The organism is Pseudodesulfovibrio mercurii, from assembly GCF_000189295.2.
In the GTDB taxonomy this organism is placed as follows: Bacteria; Desulfobacterota; Desulfovibrionia; order Desulfovibrionales; family Desulfovibrionaceae; genus Pseudodesulfovibrio; species Pseudodesulfovibrio mercurii.
Genome location: NC_016803.1, coordinates 2,917,921 through 2,936,028 on the forward strand (window position 1 = coordinate 2,917,921; position 18,108 = coordinate 2,936,028).

Genomic DNA, 18,108 nt, shown 5'->3' on the forward strand with positions numbered 1-18,108 from the left:
AAAAAAGAGGAAAAAATTTCTATTTTGAAGAATTTTGTTACGTTTTTTGCCAAATAAACAACCGATTCCGCTTCGTTGCGCGGAATCGGTTGTTTCGGCTTTCCCGTCGGAAAGGGGCTAGTCCTCCGTGCCGTGGATCAGGGTGTAGAGCGCGCCCTTTCGATCCAGGAGCGCCCGGTATTCGCCCTGTTCCACGATGCGGCCCGCCTTGAGGACCACCACCTTGTCGTAATAGGGCAGCATGTCCAGCCGGTGGATGACCGCCAGGACCGTGGACTTGCCCTTCCAGTTGTTGGTCAGGATGTTCTGCACCCGGGCCTGGGACTTGTTGTCCAGGGCGGCGGTGGCCTCGTCCAGGATGAGCACGGGCGGGGCCTTGAGGAAGGTCCGGGCCAGGGCCACCTTCTGGCGCTGGCCGCCGGACAGCCGGTCGCCCATGGAGCCCACCTGGAAATTCAACCCCATCTCCACCACCGGCTCCAGGGCCCCCTGCATGATCAGGGCCTGCATGATCCGGTGGTTGATCTCCTCCTCGGCCCCCTGGGCGTCGGTGCGCACGCGGCCGAACAGGATGTTGTCCTGGATGTTCAGGGCGTCGATGTATTTGTCTTGGGCGAAGAAGGTGAACGCGCCGGGGTAGCGCTCCGTGGCCAGGTCCATGAAGTCCCGGCGGGAGTGGACCACGCGGTTGGCGAACCCCTTGTCCAGGACCACCTGCTTGTGGATGCCCGGCGTGTAGCCCATGGCCAGCTTGAGGATCAGCGCCTTTTCCTGCTCGGACAGCGGTTCGCCCGAATCCAGCCGGTTGGCCACCTTCTGGTAGTCGCCGTACTCGGCCTCGGTAATGGGGCTGCCCGCGAAGTCCTCGTGGGAGGGCTCCGGGCCGAGCTCGTCCGTGACCACCCTGGCCAGGGTCTCGCCGAGGACCGTCAGGTGGGCCATCAGCCCGTGGTCGTCGAGAAACTTCAGAAATTCCGGATGGGCGTGCAGGTGCTCCTGGTCGAAGGGCTCGGCGTTGGACGCGCCGAAGGCGATGTTCTCGGCCACGGTCATGTAGCGCGAGTAGGAGTCCGTGTCGAAGAACTCGATGTGCTCGGCCACGTCCGCGTACATGCCCGCCTCACCCTCCTGGAACTCCTTGCGCGAGGCCAGGATGGCCTCCTTGAGGGCCGCGTTGTCCGCTTCGGGGTCCAGGCGGGAGCGCAGGGCGAAGGCCAGGACGTCGGTGAACAGCCCCACCTGCTGGGTGATCTTGATCAGGTCGTCCAGGCTGGGCTCGTCGCCGCCCGGACAGTGCCCGCCCTGCATGGCCAGGGAGCGGCAGGAGTAGAGCAGGTTCTCCTTGACCGTGCCGTCGAAGATGAACGGGTGCTGGGCGACCATGCCGAGGTTGTAGGAGATGTCCTGCTTGGTCAGCTCCGAGACCTCGCGCCCGCCGAGCAGGACCGAGCCGCTGGTGTACTTGTAGAGCAGGGCCACGCACAGGGCCAGGGTGGACTTGCCCGAGCCCGAGAAGCCGACCAGGGCCACGTGTTCGCCGCCCTTGACCTTGAGGGAGACGTTGTCCAGCAGCCGGACGTTGCCGCCGACCACGAAGGACAGATTGCGGATCTCCACGTCGTTGTCCAGAAGGTAGGGGGCGCGTCCCTCGGTGACCTGCTTGAACTCCGGCGCGTGGTCGAAGGCGCGCATGATCTGCTGGTAGCGCACCGAACTGTCCTGGTAGACCTGCCAGAACTCCATCAGCTCCTTCCACGGGTCGTAGAGCTTCTCGTAGGCCGACAGGAAGGCCACGATGGCGCCCACGTCGAAGCGGCCCTGGATGGCGTACCAGCCGCCGATGAGGAAGAGCACGAACGGGCCCAGGCTCATGAAGAAATTGTTCACGAACTTGATGGCGAACTTGATCCCGTTCTGCAGTACGGTGGCCTTGTAGAGCTTGTTCAGGACCTTGCTGAAGCGCTGCTTTTCCAGTGGGATGGAGGCGTTGGAGTGGACCTCGTGCACCCCGGAGACGGCCTCGCCCACCAGGCCGGACAGGGCCTGGGTGTGCTTGATTCGGCGGCGGTTGGCCCGGCGGAAGTATTTCTGGACGCGCGGCAGGACGAAGAGCTCCACCGGGTAGATGGAGATGGAGATCAACCCGATGGTCGGGTTGAGGTTGATCATGTATGCGGCCATGGCCAGGAAGGTCAGGATGTTCACCGCGGGCACGGCAACGGCCTGGCCGATGAAGGTGGCCACCGGGATGAACTCGGTGATCAGGTAGGAGATGACGTTGCCGGGCGAGGTGCGGCGGTAGAACTGCACTGGCAGGGACAGGAGGTGTTCGTAGAGCCGCTCGCGGATGGTCTTCAGGGCGCGCTCGCCGATCTGGACCTGCATCAGGTTGATGGCGAACTTGAGGATCGCGGCCAGGGTCACGGACCCGATGTACAGGGCGCAGTACCGCCACAGGGCCGAGACGTCCTTCATGCCGATGGCCTGGTTGATGATCCGTTTCTGCATTTCCAGCGGGACCACGCGCATGGCCACGGTGACCACGATGATGCCCACCACGGCCAGTTGGAGCGGGACGCTCTTGTACAGGACCCAGGAATACAGGGAGGTTTTGGTGATTCGTTTCTGGTCGTTGGGGTGCGGCATAAGCCATCCATTTTTCGGGTTCGGGACAGTTCGGGTATAAACGGTCCGGACTGGTTTTCCAAGCATTATAATGGAAATGGGGTGCGGGGCGGTGGACATTTGCCCCCCATCTGTGGTCAAACGTCATGTACGGCGCCGCGGCGGCAGGGCGTCCGGAAAACGTATGAAGATATCCATCCGAGTCAAATTCTTCGTGGTCCTCCTGGCCTTCAGCCTGGGGCCCATCTTCGTCTCGCGCGGACTCATGAGCCGGGCCTCCAACAACGTCATCAAGGAGACCGGGGACCAGACCCGGCGCGAGCTGCTCGGCATCGTGTCCGACGAGTTCCGGTATACGGCCTCCTCCCTGCTCGATCTGCTCGAGCGCGGCTCCGAGGTCATGCGCCTGGCCACCCTGGGCGTGGCCCGCGTGGTGGACGGCGTCCTGGCCCTGCCTTCGCCAGAGGACGGGCCGGAGCCCTTCCTGGCCAACGACTTCGGCGATCCGGATCTGACCCCGCCCGACGCGGCCCGGCGTCAGGGGTACAGCCGCCGGACCATGGGCAACCGCCAGCAGCTGATCCAGGTCAGCTTCGACCATCCGACATTCCACCTGCCGCACATGCTCGACGAGCGGGCCGTGGAGCCCGAGATGCACCGCCTGCTCCTGGCCATGCCCGAGATCCGGGCCATCTTCCGAAACCTGCCCCAGGCCCCGTTCTGGATCAACGTGGCCATGGAGTCGGGCGTGATGATGACCTATCCCGGCCACGGCAGGCTGCCCGCCATGTACGACGCCAGGACCCAGGACTGGTACGTCAAGGTCCGGGAGGCGAACGCCTTCCAGTGGTTCCACAGCGTGGACCCGGCCACCCGGTACGTGGTCAACAAGGTGGTCTACCCCCTGCGCGACGCGTCCGGGCGCTTTCTCGGGGCCGTGTCCATCGACATCCCGACCCACTCCATGATGGCGGACGAACAGCTCGAGGCCCGCTGGGGCGGCGAGGTGCGCACCTTCCTGGTGGAGCGCATCCCCGAGGGAAGCCCCACGGAAAAGGGGCTGCCCATCCTGGTCCAGCGGGAGCCCAACGAGCAGGGCCGTCACCACTGGATGAGCGCCGTGGAGCAGGAGTGGCTGACCTTCGACGAGCCCGTGGGCTACGAGGTCCTGCTCCACGCCATGGACACTCGCGACTCCGGCGTGGTGGACGTCTCCTACGAGGGCGAGCCGTCCCTGTGCGCCTTCGCCTCCACCGAGGTTGTCTCGCTGCTGGTCATCGCGCCCAAGACCGTGGCGGCCAAACTGCCCGACGAGGTGGCGGCCTCCCTCCAGAGCCTCTTCGCCGAGGTGCGCGCCATGTCCTCGGTGGTCTCCGGGGCCATGCTGATCATCACCGGGCTCATCGCCTGGTTCGGTTCGCGGGCCATCACCAAGCCCATCTACGCCATCGTCGAGGTGGCCAGGAAGCTGACCCGGGGCGACTTCGGCGCGCGCATCGAGCACCACACCGGGGACGAACGCGACGACCTGATCAATTCCATCAACGAAATGGGCCCGCAGCTCAAGGAGCTCATGCACCTCAACCGGGTCATGGAGGTGGCCCAGGAGGTCCAGCGGCTGCTCCTGCCCGGCGCGGAGCCCGAACTGGCCGGGTACGACATCTCGGGCGGCATCCTCTACTGCGACAAGACCGGCGGCGACTACTACGACTTTCTCAAGGTCTGCCCGGCCGACCACGCCCCCTGCCTGGCCGTGGTCATCGGCGACGTGTCCGGCCACGGCGTGCCGTCGGCCCTGGTCATGGCCACGGCCAGGGGCCAGCTGCACACCCTGTCCGACATCGAGATGGCCCCGCACGAGCGCGTGGGGACCATCAACCGGGTGCTCAGCCGCGACCTGGACGGCACCGGACGGTTCCTGACCCTGTTCTATCTCCAGCTCACGGCGGACTCGAACCAGGTGCAGTGGGTCCGGGCCGGGCACGATCCGGCCATCCGCTACAATCCGGCCACGGACGTCTTCGGCGAGCTGCACGGCGAGGGCATCCCGCTCGGCGTCATCGAGAACTACGCCTACGCGACCAGCGGGACCACCCTCGAAGGGGGCGAGGTCCTGGTCATGGCCACGGACGGGGTCTGGGAGGCCCGCAACGCGGACGGCGAGATGTTCGGCAAACAGAGAATGCTTGCCATCATCCGGGAGAGCGCCCATAAAAGTGCCGAGGGCATCCGCCTGGCCATGATGGCCGCGGTGGAGGCCTTTCAGGGCAACGGCCAGGAGGACGACATCGCCGTCGTCGTGGTCAAGAGGGAAGCGGACGGCAAGTCCATGGCGCGACATTCCATATCCTTCCGCATGACCAACAAGCAGAACTGCTTCAAGTGCTTCCAACCCAAGGTGGAGGCATTCGGCATCGAACACGGCCTGCACCCCAAGATCATTTTCCACCTGACCCTGGTCCTGGACGAGTTGATCACCAACATCATCTCCTACGGGTACGCCGACTTCGACGAGCATCCCATCGACGCGACCATCGTCCTGCAGGGCGAGGACCTGATCATACGGGTGGAGGACGACTCCGAGCCCTTCAACATCCTGGAGGCCCCGGAGCCCGAACTGGACGTGCCCCTGGAGGATCGCACCAAGCCCGTGGGCGGCCTGGGCATCCACCTGATCAAGAACATGGTGCACGGCATCCATTACAAGCGAGAAAACGGCAAGAACGTCCTGACCCTGCACAAGAACATCGGCAAGACCCACTGCCCGGTGCAGGGCTAGTCCCATACGGAGGGAGAGAATGGCATTGAATCAGATCGAAGAGGGCGGGGTGGTCATCCTCGCCGTGGACGGCAACCTCGACGGCGAGGGCACCCAGGCCCTGGAGGACAAGGTCCTGGCCCTGCTGGAAAACGGCACCACCAGGCTGTTGTTCGACTTCACCGGCCTGGACTACATCAACAGCTCGGGATTGCGGGTCCTGGTCCTGGCCTACCAGCGGCTGAAGAAGAACTCCGGCACCGTGGCCATCTGCGGGGTCAAGGACTACATCCAGGAAGTGTTCGAGGTCTCGGGATACGACAAGATCTTTCCGCTTTACCCCACGCGGATCGATGCCTTGGGGGCGCTGTAGGCGCCCCCTCCTCGTGGGCCGGGCGTGAGCCGTCTTGCGGATCGGGCCCGTGTTCCGGGCGCCTGCGGCTCCGCGCTGGACCGCGCCCGCGGCACGAGGCGCTGGGGAAGAGCCGCGCCCCTTGCCTTCGAGCCGGGTGCGGGGTTGCGCCCGCGCATCGCTTCGGGGCCTCCCGGCGGCCTTCTCCATGCTTGCGGAGACGGCAACCCGCTAAATCGTATGAATGACATGCAACACGACCCCCCAGATCAGGAAGTCCGTCTCCTCGGATAGCAAAATCGCCACATACTCGGGATTCTCCGGGGCCAGCTCCAGGCCGAGCGGGGACTTCCTCAGCCGCTTGACCGTGAATTCCCCCTCCACCAGGGCGATGACCACGTTGCCGGGCCTCGGGTCCAGGGAGCGGTCCACCACCAGCAGGTCGCCGTGGTGGATTCCCGCCCCGATCATGGAATCCCCGGACACGCGCACGAAATAGGTCGCCTCGGGCCGCGTCACCAGGTGCTCGTTCAGGTCCAGCCGCTTCTCCAGATACTCCTCGGCGGGCGACGGAAACCCCGCCGGGACCGACTCCCCGGCCAGGGGCACGGCCAGCCGCGTCCCGAAACAGGGCCGGCATATGGCCCACGCCCGGCCGTCCGCGCCCACCGCGCCGTGCAGACAAAAAGCCATCGGGAACACCTCGTTGTCAATTTTGATAAAACATTTTCCGAGAAAATGGGGAAAATGTCAATCTTGACAAAACAAATTGTGGTGCGGGCAGGGGGCGCTGGGGCGGGAAAAGCGTGGCGGGCCGGGGGTTGGCGGCTTGCAATTGTCGCCGAAATCATGCACGTTTTCTGGCGCTATACCACTACATGCGGTCCCTGGAAGGCCGATAGAATCGTTTCCACATCGGAGGAAAGATGAAGCGACGTGAATTTCTGAGCAAGGCGGCCATTGCCGGACTTGCCGGCGGCACCGCCTTGCTGGCGGCCTGCAACGACGACACCAAGAAGGCCGCGGCGCCCCAGGGCGAGGCCAACCAGGCCGCTGCCCCGGCCCAGGTCGGCAAGACCGTGCACTGGAAGATGGTCACCACCTGGCCGCCCAAGTTCCCGATCCTGCAGACCGGCGCCGACGACCTGGCCCGGCGGGTCGAGACCATGAGCAACGGCCGCATGAAGATCGACGTCTACGCGGCCAACGAGTTGGTGCCCGGCCTGGGCGTGTTCGACGCCGTGTCCCAGGGCACGGCCGAGTGCGGTTCCGGCTCCCCCTACTACTGGGCGGGCAAGGACCCGGCGTGCCAGTGGTTTTCCGCCGTGCCCTTCGGCCTGAACGCCCAGGGTCTGAACGCCTGGTTCTACTCCGGCGGCGGCATGGACCTGTGGGACGAGGTCTACGGCCAGTTCAACCTGATCGGCCGCCCCATGGGCAACACCGGCGTGCAGATGGCGGGCTGGTTCAACCGCGAGATCAACTCCATCGACGATTTCAAGGGCCTCAAGATGCGCATCCCCGGCCTGGGCGGCAAGGTCATCGCCCGCGCGGGCGGCACCGTGGTTCTTCTGCCCGGCGGCGAGATCTTCACCTCGCTGGAACGCGGCGTCATCGACGCCACCGAGTGGGTCGGCCCCCTGCACGACCTGCGCATGGGCTTCTACCAGGCCGCCAAGTACTACTACACCCCGGGCTGGCACGAGGGCGGCAGCTGCCTGGACGTCATGTTCAACAAGGACAAGTTCAACGCCCTGCCCTCGGACCTCAAGGCCATCTGCGAGGCCGCCGCGGCCCAGACCAACATGCAGGCCCTGTGCGACTTCGAGGCCCAGAACGGCGCGGCCCTCAAGGAACTCGTGGAAAAGCACCACGTCCAGGTCCGCAAGCTGTCCCCCCAGACCCTGGCCGACCTGCGCGTCCTGGCCCGCGAAGTGGTCGCCGAGGAGGCCACCAAGTCGCCCATGGCCACCAAGGTCGCGGCCGGCTTCAACAAGTTCCAGGAGCAGTGGGGTTCCTGGGCCGACGTCTCCTCGCGCACCTACTTCGACACCATGTCCATCGGCGTGTAAGTCCGGCACATCGGCGCAAAAACGGCGCGGTCCCCCATTCGGGGGCCGCGCCTTTTTTTGCGCCTCGTGCCGGAGTGGCGGCTTCGGATAGCGGCGGATCTGCACATTTTCCGAGGGGGGGCGCCGATCCTCACGTAGACGGCTACGCTGCGGTCGCCGCCCCCCTCGGAAAATGCACATCTCCACCACTCTCCAAAGCCTTGATGCGGCGTGGGGGGGGGCGTGCGGGCGCGGGAGGGCGGCGGCACGGCGCTGCGTTGGTGCCGCAGGGGCGGGGGGAGGTGGTCCGTTGCTGCGCAACGGAGGGTGGAAAGATGAACACCCGCCGTGGGGATGGCGAGGGCCGGAGAAATGAATGAGCCCCCGCCGTGGGTACGGCGGGGGCTCTTGTCTTTTTATGATCCGCTCTCCCGGCCTCGGAATAGGCTTGGGAGAGTGGGGCGGCTGTGCATTTTCTTCCGGTGGGCTTTCGCCGCGGCGTAGCCGTCTGCGTGAGGACGAAAGACCGCCGGAAAGAATGTGCGGACGGGCAGCTCACGCAAGCCGCTAATCCCCAAAGACCACCGACGGTAGCCAGGTGGCCAGCGAGGGGAAGGCGATGACCAGCCCCATGCCGAAGAGCTGGAGCAGGACGAACGGGATGATGCCCTTGTAGATGTGGCTGGTGCGCACGTACGGCGGGGCCACGCCCTTGAGGAAGAAGAGCGAGAAGCCGAACGGCGGGGTCATGAACGATGTCTGCAGGTTGATGGCGAACAGGATGGCGAACCACAGTGGGTTGAAGCCGAAGTCATGCATGATCGGGGCCAGCACCGGGATGTGGATGAAGGTGATCTCGATGAAGTCCAGGAAGAACCCGATGACGAAGATGATCGTCATGATGATGAACATGACCGTCCATTTGTCGAAGGCCAGGTGGGTGATGTACTGGCGGATGACGTGGTCGCCGCCCAGGCCCCGGAAGACCAGGCCGAAGGCGCCCGCGCCTACCAGGATGATGAAGACCATGGAGGTCAGCACCGTGGTGGTCATCATGGTCTCGTGCAGCCGCTTGAAGGTGAACCGGCCGTTGACGATGGACAGGAGAACCGCGCCGGTCGCGCCCACGGCCGCCGCCTCGGTGGGCGAAGCCACGCCCGCGAAGATGGAGCCGAGCACGCAGGTCATGAGCAGCAGGGGCGGCAGCAGGGCTTTGACCACCCGTTTGCCCAGCCCGGCGGCCAGGATTTCGGCCCATTCCTCGTCCGGGATGGACGGGGCGCAGGTCTTGTGGAAGTGCGAGTAGATGATGATGTAGATGCAGTACAGGCCGACCAGGAGCATGCCGGGGATGACCGCGCCCATGAACAGGTCGCCCACGGACACGCCGATGATGTCGCCGAGCAGCACGAGCACGATGGACGGCGGGATGATCTGCCCGAGCGTGCCCGAGGCCGAGATCACGCCCGTGGCCAGCTCGGTCTGGTAGCCGCGCCGGAGCATGGTCGGCAGGGAGATGAGGCCCATGGTCACCACGGTGGCCCCGACGATGCCCGTGGACGCGCCGAGCAGCATGCCCACGATGACCACGGACACGGCCAGGCCGCCGCACATGCGCCCGAAGAGCAGGGCCATGGTCTCGAGCAGATCCTCGGCCAGGCCTGATCGTTCGAGCATGACGCCCATGAAGATGAACAGGGGCACGGCCAGCAGGGTCTGGTTGGTCATGGTCCCCCAGATGCGCATGGGCAGGAGGTTGAAGAAGTCCCAGCTCTCGAAGCCGATGAGGCCGAAGACCAGGGAGGTGCCGAGCAGGGTGAAGGCCACGGGAAAGCCGATCATCAGCAGGACGGTCAGCACCGCGAACATGATCAGGGGAAGCGCTTCCATCATCTAGGCACCCTCCCCTTCGGGCGAAACCGGTTTCTCCGTGGTGCCTGGAGCGGGCTGGATGGGCTTGCCGATGATCTCCATGAAGGCCTTGATGCCCATGGACACGCCCTGAAGGGCCACCAGGGCGAAGCCGATGAGGATGAAGGCCTTGAGCACGTAGCGGGCCGGGAGCCCGCCGGGGTCGCCCGATCCCTCGTGGATGGCCAGGGACATGCTGAAGAACTTCCAGGAGGTGTCCAGCACCAGGTAGCAGCCGGGCAGCAGGAAGAAGAGCACGCCGAGAAAATTGATCCACGCCTTGGCCTTGCGGTTGAGGCGCTGGTAGAAGACGTCCACACGCACGTGTTCGTCCTTGAGCAGGGTATAGCCCGCGCCGAGCAGGAACATGACCCCGAACAGGTGCCATTCCAGTTCCTGGACCGCCACGAAGGTGGTATCGAACGCGTATCGCATGATCACGTCCCCGGTCACCACCACGACCATGAGCAGGGAGATGACCCCCGCCAGTTTGCCGACCCATTCGTTGAGCCGGTCGATGCAACGCACCAAGCCGAGCAGAATTGCCATCGGAATCCTTCCTTGAAAAGCGGCGACGATTCGCCAGATAACGAATTATATGAAAGCATTGCCAGGCCAAAGCCCGAAGGTTTCGGCCTCCATGCCCAAGGTCCCGGTGCAGGGAATGGTGCAACCTAGCAGAAGTGCCGTGGGTTGTAAAAACAATGCGGGGGAGCCCGGCGGCGCAAAGTGAGGCCCGCCGGGGCTTGCCGGGCGGTCCGGGCGGCCCCTGCCAGGCTTCGCGAGCGGGATTTCGGTCCCGGAGCGGTAAAATCAGGCCCGCGGACCGGGAAAAACCGGTCTTGAAACGGTTTTTCCATGAAAATCATGAAAAATGCCCTTCCGCATGTGCCTGTCCCCCCCGGAACGGGGGGACGGCCGACAAAAAGCCCGGTCCGGCGGGTGCCGGACCGGGCGGTCGTTGCGGTGGGCGGGGTCGCCGCTAGTAGTGCAGGTCGTCCTCGGACATGGCCGTGGCGAAGTGCTTGTAGACCCAGGACTGGTAGCCGATGACCAGGGGCACGAAGATGAGGGCCACCACGAGCATGATCTCCAGGGTCAGGGGGCTCGACGCGGAGTTCATGATGGTCAGGCTGTTGGCCGGGTTGGGGTTGGACGGGATGATGGCCGGGAAGATGCCGACCACGCCGAACAGGGCGGTGCCGCCGATGTACAGGCAGGAGGAGGCCCAGGCCATCCAGTACTTGCCCGCGCCGAGGTAGGTGCGCATGAGCACCAGTCCGGCCACGGGCAGGAGCAGGATGACGAACAGGAACGGGTAGACCATGTAGTTGGCGAACAACTGGGTGGACATGGCGGTGTATGCCAGGAAGAGCACGGTCAGGACGACCACGCCGGGCCACAGCTTGGTGGCCATGGTCTCGGCCCGCTGCTTGAGTTCGCCGGTGGTCCGGATGCACAGCCACAGGGCACCGTGCATCATGAAGATGGTCACGAACAGAATGCCGCCCGCGATGCCGTAGGGGTTGAGCAGGCCGAGCAGCCCGGCCTGGGAGAAGCCGGTCTCGTCCAGGGGGATGCCCTGGAAGATGTTGCCGAAGGCCACGCCGAGCAGCAGGGCGGGCAGGAAGGAGCACAGCGCGTGGGCCGCGTCCCATATCTTCTTCCAGGTATCGCTCTCGACCTTGGAGCGGAACTCGAAGGACACGCCGCGCACGATCAGGGTGAACAGGAGCAGCATGAGCGCCAGGTACAGGCCGCTGAACATCTGCGCGTAGGCGTAGGGGAAGGCGGCGAAGGTCACGCCGCCCGCCGCGATCAGCCAGACCTCGTTGCCGTCCCAAAAGGGACCGGTGGCGTTGAACATGGCCCGTTTTTCGGTTTCGGTCCGGGCCAGGAAGGGCAGCAGTGTGCCCACGCCCAGGTCAAAGCCGTCGAGGATGAAGTATACGGCCCAGAGCACGCCCCAGAGGACGAACCAGATCATCGCCAGGTAATAGTGCAGCGAACCGGTTTCCATCAAAGTAGTCATAGATTTTCTCCTTTATTCGCTGAATTAGACCTGGATGGGCGTGTGGTCCTCGGGACCCTTCTTGGCCAGCTTGATCATCAGCCAGATGCCGACGGCACCGAGCAGGGCGTAGAGCAGGGTCATGAGCACGAGGGTGAAGCCCACTTCGGCGCCGCCCACCGGGGAGACCGCGTCCGAGGTGCGCATCAGCCCATACACGATCCACGGCTGGCGGCCCACCTCGGTGAGGGTCCAGCCCGCCCAGATGGCGATGTAGGGCAGGGGGATACAGAACGGCAGCGCCTTGAGGAAGAGCGGGTAGTTGTCCACCTTCTTGCGAATCAGGAAGCCGAAGGCGGCCACCAGGATGAACAGGGTGCCCAGGCCGACCATCAGCCGGAAGGAGAGGAAGGAGAGGACCACGGGCGGCCGGTCCTCCTTGGGGAAGTCGCTCAGGCCCTTCACTTCGGCGTTGAAGTCGTTGTAGGCCAGGAAGCTCAGCACGCCGGGCAGGGGCAGGGCCTGGAGCAGGTTGCCGTCATCGCCGGGGATGACCAGGAGATACATGGGCGCCTGGGTCTGGGTCTCCCAGTGCGACTCCATGGCCGCCAGTTTGGCGGGCTGGGTGTCGGACAGGTTGTTGCCGTGGATGTGGCCCTCGGCCGCGGTGAACAGGGCGAAGACCAGGGCCACGGAGATACCCAGATTGAAGGATTTCTTGAAGAATTCCGTGTTGCTCTTGCGCAGCAGGTGCCACGCGGAGATGCCCACGATGAAGAATCCGGCCAGGAGCAGGGAGGCCGGGACCACGTGGAAGAATTCGAGCCAGGCGTATTTGTTGGTGATGACCGCCCAGAAGTCGGTCAGCTCGGCCCGGCCGTTGCGCAGGACGTAGCCCACGGGATTCTGCATGAAGCCGTTGGCGATGAGAATCCAGATGGCCGACAGGTTGGAGGCGCCGGCCACCATCCAGGCCACGGTGGCGTGGGCCTTGGGCGAGAGCTTGTCCCAACCGAAGTGCCAGACGCCGATGAAGGTGGATTCAAGGAAGAAGGCCGCTGTGGCCTCGATGGCCAGGAGCGAGCCGAAGATGTCGCCCACGTACATGGAGTAGCGGGACCAGTTGGTGCCGAACTGGAATTCCAGGGTGATGCCGGTGACCACGCCCAGGGCGAAGTTCACCAGAAAAAGTTTCCCCCAGAACTTGGCCATCTTCCTGTACACCTCGTTGCCGGTGCGCACATAGGCCGTTTCCATGCAGGCGATGAGGATCGACAACCCCAGCGTCAACGGCACGAAAATGAAGTGAAACATGGTGGCTGCGGCGAATTGCAGCCGGGAAAGCATCAGCACATCCATACAAACCCCCTTGTGGATATTGCTCTGATATACCTCAAACCGTTAAAAAATACCCAACGTTCAAAGCTGCATACATCCATCTTTTGAACAAATCAAGAATAATTATTGTTCCCAATTAATCGTTTTTCATGGTCACGGGCTGGCCTGTGGATTCGAGCACGGCGCGCCAGTAGTTGGAGCAGGTGTTGATCCGTTTCTTGCCCCTGGTGACCACGGCCATGGGGATGTGCACGTAGCGGCCGTTCCAGCGGGAGATGACCAGGCCGGTGCGGCCGGACATGCCCGCGTGGACCGCGTGGATGCCCAGGAACGAGCAGTAGATGCGGTCGTTGGCGTTGGCCGGGACCGAGCGGATGATGTAGCTCGGGTCGATGTACTTCAGGGTGGCCTCGATGCCCTGTTTCCCGAAGTGCTCGAGGATTTCCTTTTTGAGCAGGGCGGCGATGTCGCTGAGCTGCACGTTGCCCGAGGCGTCCGCCTTGCCCGAGGCGGCCAGCAGGTCCTGGCCCGCGCCCTCGGCGACCACGATGACCGCGTTGCCGCGCCGTTTCATGCGCTCGTCCAGGGCGGCCAGGAAACCCTTCTCGCCGTGGATGTCGAAGGGGTCCTCGGGGATGAGGCAGAAGTTGACCTCCTGGCAGGACAGGGCGCTCTGGGCCGCGATGAAGCCCGCGTCCCGGCCCATGACCTTGACCATGCCGATGCCCCAGGGCGCGCCCGTGGCCTCCACGTGGGCTCCCTTGATGGCCATGGCCGCGGTCTCCACCGAGGTGTCGAAGCCGAAGGAGGGCGAGACGTAATTGATGTCGTTGTCGATGGTCTTGGGCAGGCCGACCACGGAGATGGACAGGCCGCGCTTCTCGATCTCGGCCACCACGGTGGCGGCCGCGCGCATGGTCCCGTCGCCGCCGATCATGAACAGGATGGAGACGTTCATGCGCTCCAGGGCGTCCACGATGACCTCCGGGTCCTGGGGCCCGCGCGAGGAGCCCAGCACCGTGCCGCCGAACTCGTGGATGCGCGAGACGAAGCTCGGGGTCAGCTCGACGACGTCGTAGCCCTGCTCGGGCACGAACCCGGCCAGGCCGTACTGGATGCCGAGCACGGACGGGACCTTGTACTCGTGGCAGGCGGCCATGACGATGGCCCGGATGACGTCGTTCAGGCCGGGGCACAGCCCGCCGCAGGTGACCACCGCGCACTTGGTCTTGCTCGGGTCGTAGTAGATCTTGTCACGGGGACCGGCGGGCTCGAAATAGATGTGCTCGGGCTTCTTGCGGCTCTTGGGGTTGCCTTCCACGGTCCGGCGGGAGATGTTCACCAGCACGGCGTCGTCCTCTTCGACGAACCGGCCGAACGCGATGGGATTGGCGATCTTGGCCGGACCGACCGTGGAAATCTCCGTGGATTTGGGCGTGGGGCTCTCGGAATTGCATGCTTTCATGATCTCGACCTCCAAAATTCAGCAATGGTCCATTGCCTAACCGTATTATAACGATTTTTTCCTGCGAGCAAACGGTATCTCCGTTTTTTCTCAATACGATAACACGAACTCACGCAACCGGCACCCGGTCCGGTCCGGGCTCCCGTCGGGCCTTGACCTTTGCCGCCGAATTCCTATCTACTGGGATCGAAAACAACGACGGATGTCGGAGGATTGCCATCACCATGACCAGCCAGCTCAAAACCCTGCTCCTCCTCGGCCTGCTCACCGGCCTGCTCATGTCCCTGGGCGGCGCCATGGGCGGACGCGCGGGCCTGTTCCTGGCCTTCGGGTTCGCCATGCTCATGAACGTGGGCAGCTACTGGTACTCGGACAAGATCGTCCTGCGCATGTACAAGGCCCAGCCCCTGTCGCCGGGCGACGCCCCGCACATCCACCGGGTGGTCGGCGAGATGGCCCAGGCCGCGGGCATCCCCAAGCCGCGCATCGTGCTTATCCCCCAGGACGCGCCCAACGCCTTCGCCACGGGCCGCAACCCGCAGCACGCCGTGGTCGCGGTCACGCGCGGCATCGTCAACATCCTGGACCCCGACGAACTGCGCGGAGTCCTCGCCCACGAGCTCGGCCACATCGTCAACCGCGACATCCTCATCCAGACCATCGCGGCCGTGCTGGCCGGGGCCATCGTGTTCATCGCCAACATGCTCCAGTTTACCGCCATCTTCGGCGGCTTCTCCCGCGACGACGAGGGCGGCAACCCCCTGGCCGCGCTGGCCATGGCCCTGCTCGCACCCATCGCCGCCACCCTGATCCAGATGGCCATCTCCCGGTCCCGCGAATACCTGGCCGACGCCACCGGCGCGCGCCTGTCCAACCCGAACGACCTGGCCGACGCCCTGTCCAAGCTCGACGCCGCCTCCCAGCGGATTCCGCTCCAGGGCAACCCGGTCACCGAAAACCTGTTCATCGTCAACCCGTTCAGCGGACGCAGGGCCGCGTCCCTGTTCGCCACCCACCCGCCCATCGAGGACCGCATCGCGCGCCTCCGGGCCATGGCCCAAGGCAGGTAGCATGCGACCCGTTCCCCCCCTGCGTCTCTCCCTCTTCCTCCTCCTCTTCCTCGCGGCGGGCCTCGCCTACGCACCGGCCCGCGCCGCCGACCGCCGCACCCCGGTGGTCCTGGCCGTGGAGGCGGTCAGCCCCTCGGTGGTCAACATCACCGTCACCTCCGAGGCCCGGCCCGGCACCGGCTCGCCCTTCGGCGATCCCTTGCTCGACCAGTTCTTCAAGGGGTTCTACGATCAGCGCCCCCGCCAGTCCCAGAGCCTCGGTTCGGGCGTGATCATCGACGGCAAGAAAGCCCTGGTCCTGACCAACGCCCACGTCATCGCCTCGGGCGGCGACATCGCCGTGCGCCTCAAGGACGGCCGCGAGTTCAAGGCCGACCTGGTCGGCTCGGACGCCGACTTCGACCTGGCCGTGCTCAAGCTCGAAAAGGCCGAGGACCTGCCCCAGGTGGCCATGGGCGACTCGGACGGCATCTTCATCGGCGAGACCGTCATCGCCATCGGCAACCCCTTCGGCTACTCCAACACCGTGACCACCGGCGTGGTCTCGGCCCTGAACCGGCCCATGAAGACCAACGGCGGGGCCTACGGCAGCTTCATCCAGACCGACGCGGCCATCAACCCCGGCAACTCCGGCGGTCCGCTCCTGAACATCAACGGCGAACTCATCGGCATCAACACCGCGATCCAGGCCCGGGCCGAGGGCATCGGCTTCGCCATCCCCATCAACAAGGCCAAGCACGTCATCGCCGAACTCCTCGACTCCGGCCACGTCGCGCCCATCTGGCTCGGCCTGTTCGGCCAGGACGTGGACCAGGCCGCGGCCCGCTACTTCGACCTCAAGAACCTCGACGGCATGCTCGTCACCGAGGTCTACCCCGGCACCCCGGCAGCCGACGCCCAGGTCAAGCCGGGCGACGTGGTCCTGTCCTTCAACGGCCGCACCCTGGCCGACAAGAGCGACTACCTGACCCGGTTGTTCAGCGTGACCAAGTCCGAATCCGTCAACCTCGTCACCCTGCGCGAAGGCCACACCATCCGGCTCCACCTCCGGCCCCAGGTCCTGGACAAGGCCATGGCGCTGAACCTCGTGCGCAGCCGCTGGGGCTTCGAGCTGGCCGACCGGCCCCAGGGACCGGGCGCGGAAGTGACCACCGTGGTCCCCGGCTCGGCCGCCGCCAAGCTCGGCCTCATGCAGGGCGACATCATCCACCAGATCGGCAACCGCAGCCTGGCCTCGGGCATCGACCTGCTCAACGCCTTCCTGCGCAACCGCATGCAGAAAACGGTCATGATGCGCGTCCAGCGCGGGCGCAACCTCTACACCGTCCGAATGACCCTCTAGCAAGGAGCCTTCCCATTCCGGACCCTAGACGCTATTGGACCGACGCCTGCGCGGCCAAGACCTTCACCACCCCGTTCCGCCTGGACGTGTTCACCGAACACGTGCCCGACCGCAACGCCCGCATCCTGGACTTCGGCTGCGGCTACGGCCGGATCATGGCCGAACTGGCCAAGGCCGGATACGCCGACCTGACCGGCATCGATTTCTCCGAGCCGCTCATCCGGCGCGGCCTGGCCGAACACCCCGAACTCAACCTCCACGCCTACCCCGGCGGACCTCTGCCCTACGCAGACGACACCTTCGACGCCGCCCTCATGCTCGCCGTGTTCACCTGCATGACCGAGACCCGCGTCCAGGCCGAGGCCCTGCTCGAACTCAAACGCGTCCTCAAGCCCGGCGGCCTGCTCCACGTCAACGACTTCCTGCTCAACCGCGACCGCCGCAACCTCGACCGCTACCAGCTCGGGCAACGGAAATACGGCCTCTACGGCGTCTTCGACGTGGACGACGGCGGCACCCTCCGGCACCACGACCGCAACCACATGGAAGCCCTCTTTTCCGGCTTCGAAACCCTCGTCTTCGAGGAAGTCGTCTACGAGACCATGCACGGCCACCAGTCGAACGGGTTTTATGCGGTCGTGAAAATGCCGGGGTAGCGGCTTGGGGGGATGCCTCCGGCGGCCCCTACGGGGCGACCAGGGCGCTGCCCTATCGCTGCTGTCGACGGCTCTATGACCGAGCAAGCTCGGTCTAAGACCCGACGCGGCCCCGCTTAAGGCCGAGGGCCTTGAGAATCCCATGTTCGCTGCGCTCAGGGGCGTGCGACGACGGAAGCCCCGCTCAGGGCGCCTTCCGCCGTGCCTGGGGGCGATTTCGGGCGGGGAAAACGGGTGGGCGAACGTGTGTCTTCGCGGAACAATTTCCGCCGTTTCCCCCGCCCAAAATCGCGGGGGTTTGTTTAAGAAGGGAACCGTTCGTTAAAAAGGACCGCTCTGCCGCCCTCTACCAACGCCGCAAAACCGGCTTGATGGGTTCCGCCTGAGCCCGCCAGCGGCGTTGGGCGGCGCGAACACTTCGGAACACTGCCAGGCCGCTCCCCGCCAATCCCTCCGCGAAGCAGCACGGTCTTCCCACCCCATCCAACCCGGCACATCCACCCGCGTCCGCACGCTCCTGCCGCAGGCA

Annotated in this window: 13 protein-coding genes; 6 read left to right on the forward strand and 7 right to left on the reverse strand. The window is 65.0% G+C overall.

From position 1 onward, the window contains the following. Positions 1–117: 117 nt before the first annotated feature. A complete protein-coding gene (locus DND132_RS13190) occupies positions 118–2,646 on the reverse strand; it encodes an ABC transporter ATP-binding protein/permease (RefSeq protein WP_014323250.1) in 2,529 nt (842 codons plus the stop codon). 163 nt (positions 2,647–2,809) lie between these two features. Here DND132_RS13190 and DND132_RS13195 point away from each other — a divergent pair, with 163 nt between their 5' ends. Both DND132_RS13195 and DND132_RS13200 read left to right on the forward strand, forming a co-directional pair. Continuing rightward, positions 2,810–5,404, forward strand: coding sequence for a SpoIIE family protein phosphatase (locus tag DND132_RS13195; RefSeq protein WP_014323251.1), 2,595 nt, complete (start codon positions 2,810–2,812; stop codon positions 5,402–5,404). A 19-nt stretch (positions 5,405–5,423) separates the two neighbouring features. Beyond that, positions 5,424–5,756: an STAS domain-containing protein gene (locus tag DND132_RS13200; RefSeq protein ID WP_014323252.1), complete on the forward strand. Its 333-nt coding sequence runs from the start codon at positions 5,424–5,426 to the stop codon at positions 5,754–5,756. Positions 5,757–5,966: 210 nt separating this feature from the next. On the opposite strand, the gene DND132_RS13205 is transcribed toward DND132_RS13200, so the two are convergent. Next, entirely contained in the window at positions 5,967–6,428 is a 462-nt protein-coding gene (locus DND132_RS13205) for a LexA family protein (RefSeq protein ID WP_014323253.1), read from the reverse strand. Positions 6,429–6,661: 233 nt separating this feature from the next. On the opposite strand from DND132_RS13205, the gene DND132_RS13210 reads away from it, so the two are divergent. Next, positions 6,662–7,807 (forward strand): TRAP transporter substrate-binding protein, encoded by a 1,146-nt coding sequence (locus DND132_RS13210; protein WP_014323254.1) that lies wholly within the window; start codon positions 6,662–6,664, stop codon positions 7,805–7,807. Positions 7,808–8,353: 546 nt separating this feature from the next. Here the strand turns inward: DND132_RS13210 and DND132_RS13215 are convergent. From DND132_RS13215 to DND132_RS13235, 5 genes are all read right to left on the reverse strand, one after another. Next, entirely contained in the window at positions 8,354–9,679 is a 1,326-nt protein-coding gene (locus tag DND132_RS13215; protein ID WP_014323255.1) for a TRAP transporter large permease, read from the reverse strand. Next, positions 9,680–10,246, reverse strand: coding sequence for a TRAP transporter small permease subunit (locus DND132_RS13220; RefSeq protein WP_014323256.1), 567 nt, complete (start codon positions 10,244–10,246; stop codon positions 9,680–9,682). Between the two features lie 433 nt (positions 10,247–10,679). Beyond that, on the reverse strand, positions 10,680–11,729 hold the full coding sequence (gene cydB / locus DND132_RS13225) for a cytochrome d ubiquinol oxidase subunit II (protein ID WP_014323257.1): 1,050 nt from the start codon (positions 11,727–11,729) through the stop codon (positions 10,680–10,682). A 24-nt stretch (positions 11,730–11,753) separates the two neighbouring features. Then, the gene (locus DND132_RS13230) at positions 11,754–13,067 is read right to left on the reverse strand and encodes a cytochrome ubiquinol oxidase subunit I (protein ID WP_014323258.1); all 1,314 of its coding nucleotides are present in this window, start codon (positions 13,065–13,067) and stop codon (positions 11,754–11,756) included. 115 nt (positions 13,068–13,182) lie between these two features. Continuing rightward, positions 13,183–14,511 carry an ATP-dependent 6-phosphofructokinase gene (locus DND132_RS13235; protein WP_014323259.1) on the reverse strand — a complete coding sequence of 443 codons (1,329 nt, stop codon included), beginning with the start codon at positions 14,509–14,511 and terminating at the stop codon, positions 13,183–13,185. Positions 14,512–14,735: 224 nt separating this feature from the next. Between DND132_RS13235 and DND132_RS13240 the strand changes: the two genes are divergently transcribed. The 3 genes from DND132_RS13240 to DND132_RS13250 all read left to right on the forward strand — a co-directional run bounded on the left by DND132_RS13240 (position 14,736) and on the right by DND132_RS13250 (position 17,579). After that, a complete protein-coding gene (locus DND132_RS13240) occupies positions 14,736–15,581 on the forward strand; it encodes a zinc metalloprotease HtpX (protein WP_014323260.1) in 846 nt (281 codons plus the stop codon). A gap of 1 nt (position 15,582) precedes the next feature. Continuing rightward, positions 15,583–16,923, forward strand: coding sequence for a trypsin-like peptidase domain-containing protein (locus tag DND132_RS13245; RefSeq protein WP_014323261.1), 1,341 nt, complete (start codon positions 15,583–15,585; stop codon positions 16,921–16,923). Between the two features lie 86 nt (positions 16,924–17,009). Beyond that, positions 17,010–17,579, forward strand: coding sequence for a class I SAM-dependent methyltransferase (locus DND132_RS13250; protein ID WP_014323262.1), 570 nt, complete (start codon positions 17,010–17,012; stop codon positions 17,577–17,579). The last annotated feature ends 529 nt before the right edge of the window (positions 17,580–18,108 follow it).

Coding starts and splice junctions, on each gene's coding strand:
- DND132_RS13195 (WP_014323251.1), top strand. CDS start 2,810: ATGAAGATATCCATCCGAGTCAAATTCTTCGTGGTCCTCCTGGCCTTC.
- DND132_RS13245 (WP_014323261.1), top strand. CDS start 15,583: ATGCGACCCGTTCCCCCCCTGCGTCTCTCCCTCTTCCTCCTCCTCTTC.
- DND132_RS13190 (WP_014323250.1), bottom strand. CDS start 2,646: ATGCCGCACCCCAACGACCAGAAACGAATCACCAAAACCTCCCTGTAT.
- DND132_RS13235 (WP_014323259.1), bottom strand. CDS start 14,511: ATGAAAGCATGCAATTCCGAGAGCCCCACGCCCAAATCCACGGAGATT.
- DND132_RS13220 (WP_014323256.1), bottom strand. CDS start 10,246: ATGGCAATTCTGCTCGGCTTGGTGCGTTGCATCGACCGGCTCAACGAA.
- DND132_RS13200 (WP_014323252.1), top strand. CDS start 5,424: ATGGCATTGAATCAGATCGAAGAGGGCGGGGTGGTCATCCTCGCCGTG.
- DND132_RS13230 (WP_014323258.1), bottom strand. CDS start 13,067: ATGGATGTGCTGATGCTTTCCCGGCTGCAATTCGCCGCAGCCACCATG.
- cydB (WP_014323257.1), bottom strand. CDS start 11,729: ATGACTACTTTGATGGAAACCGGTTCGCTGCACTATTACCTGGCGATG.
- DND132_RS13215 (WP_014323255.1), bottom strand. CDS start 9,679: ATGATGGAAGCGCTTCCCCTGATCATGTTCGCGGTGCTGACCGTCCTG.
- DND132_RS13210 (WP_014323254.1), top strand. CDS start 6,662: ATGAAGCGACGTGAATTTCTGAGCAAGGCGGCCATTGCCGGACTTGCC.
- DND132_RS13205 (WP_014323253.1), bottom strand. CDS start 6,428: ATGGCTTTTTGTCTGCACGGCGCGGTGGGCGCGGACGGCCGGGCGTGG.
- DND132_RS13240 (WP_014323260.1), top strand. CDS start 14,736: ATGACCAGCCAGCTCAAAACCCTGCTCCTCCTCGGCCTGCTCACCGGC.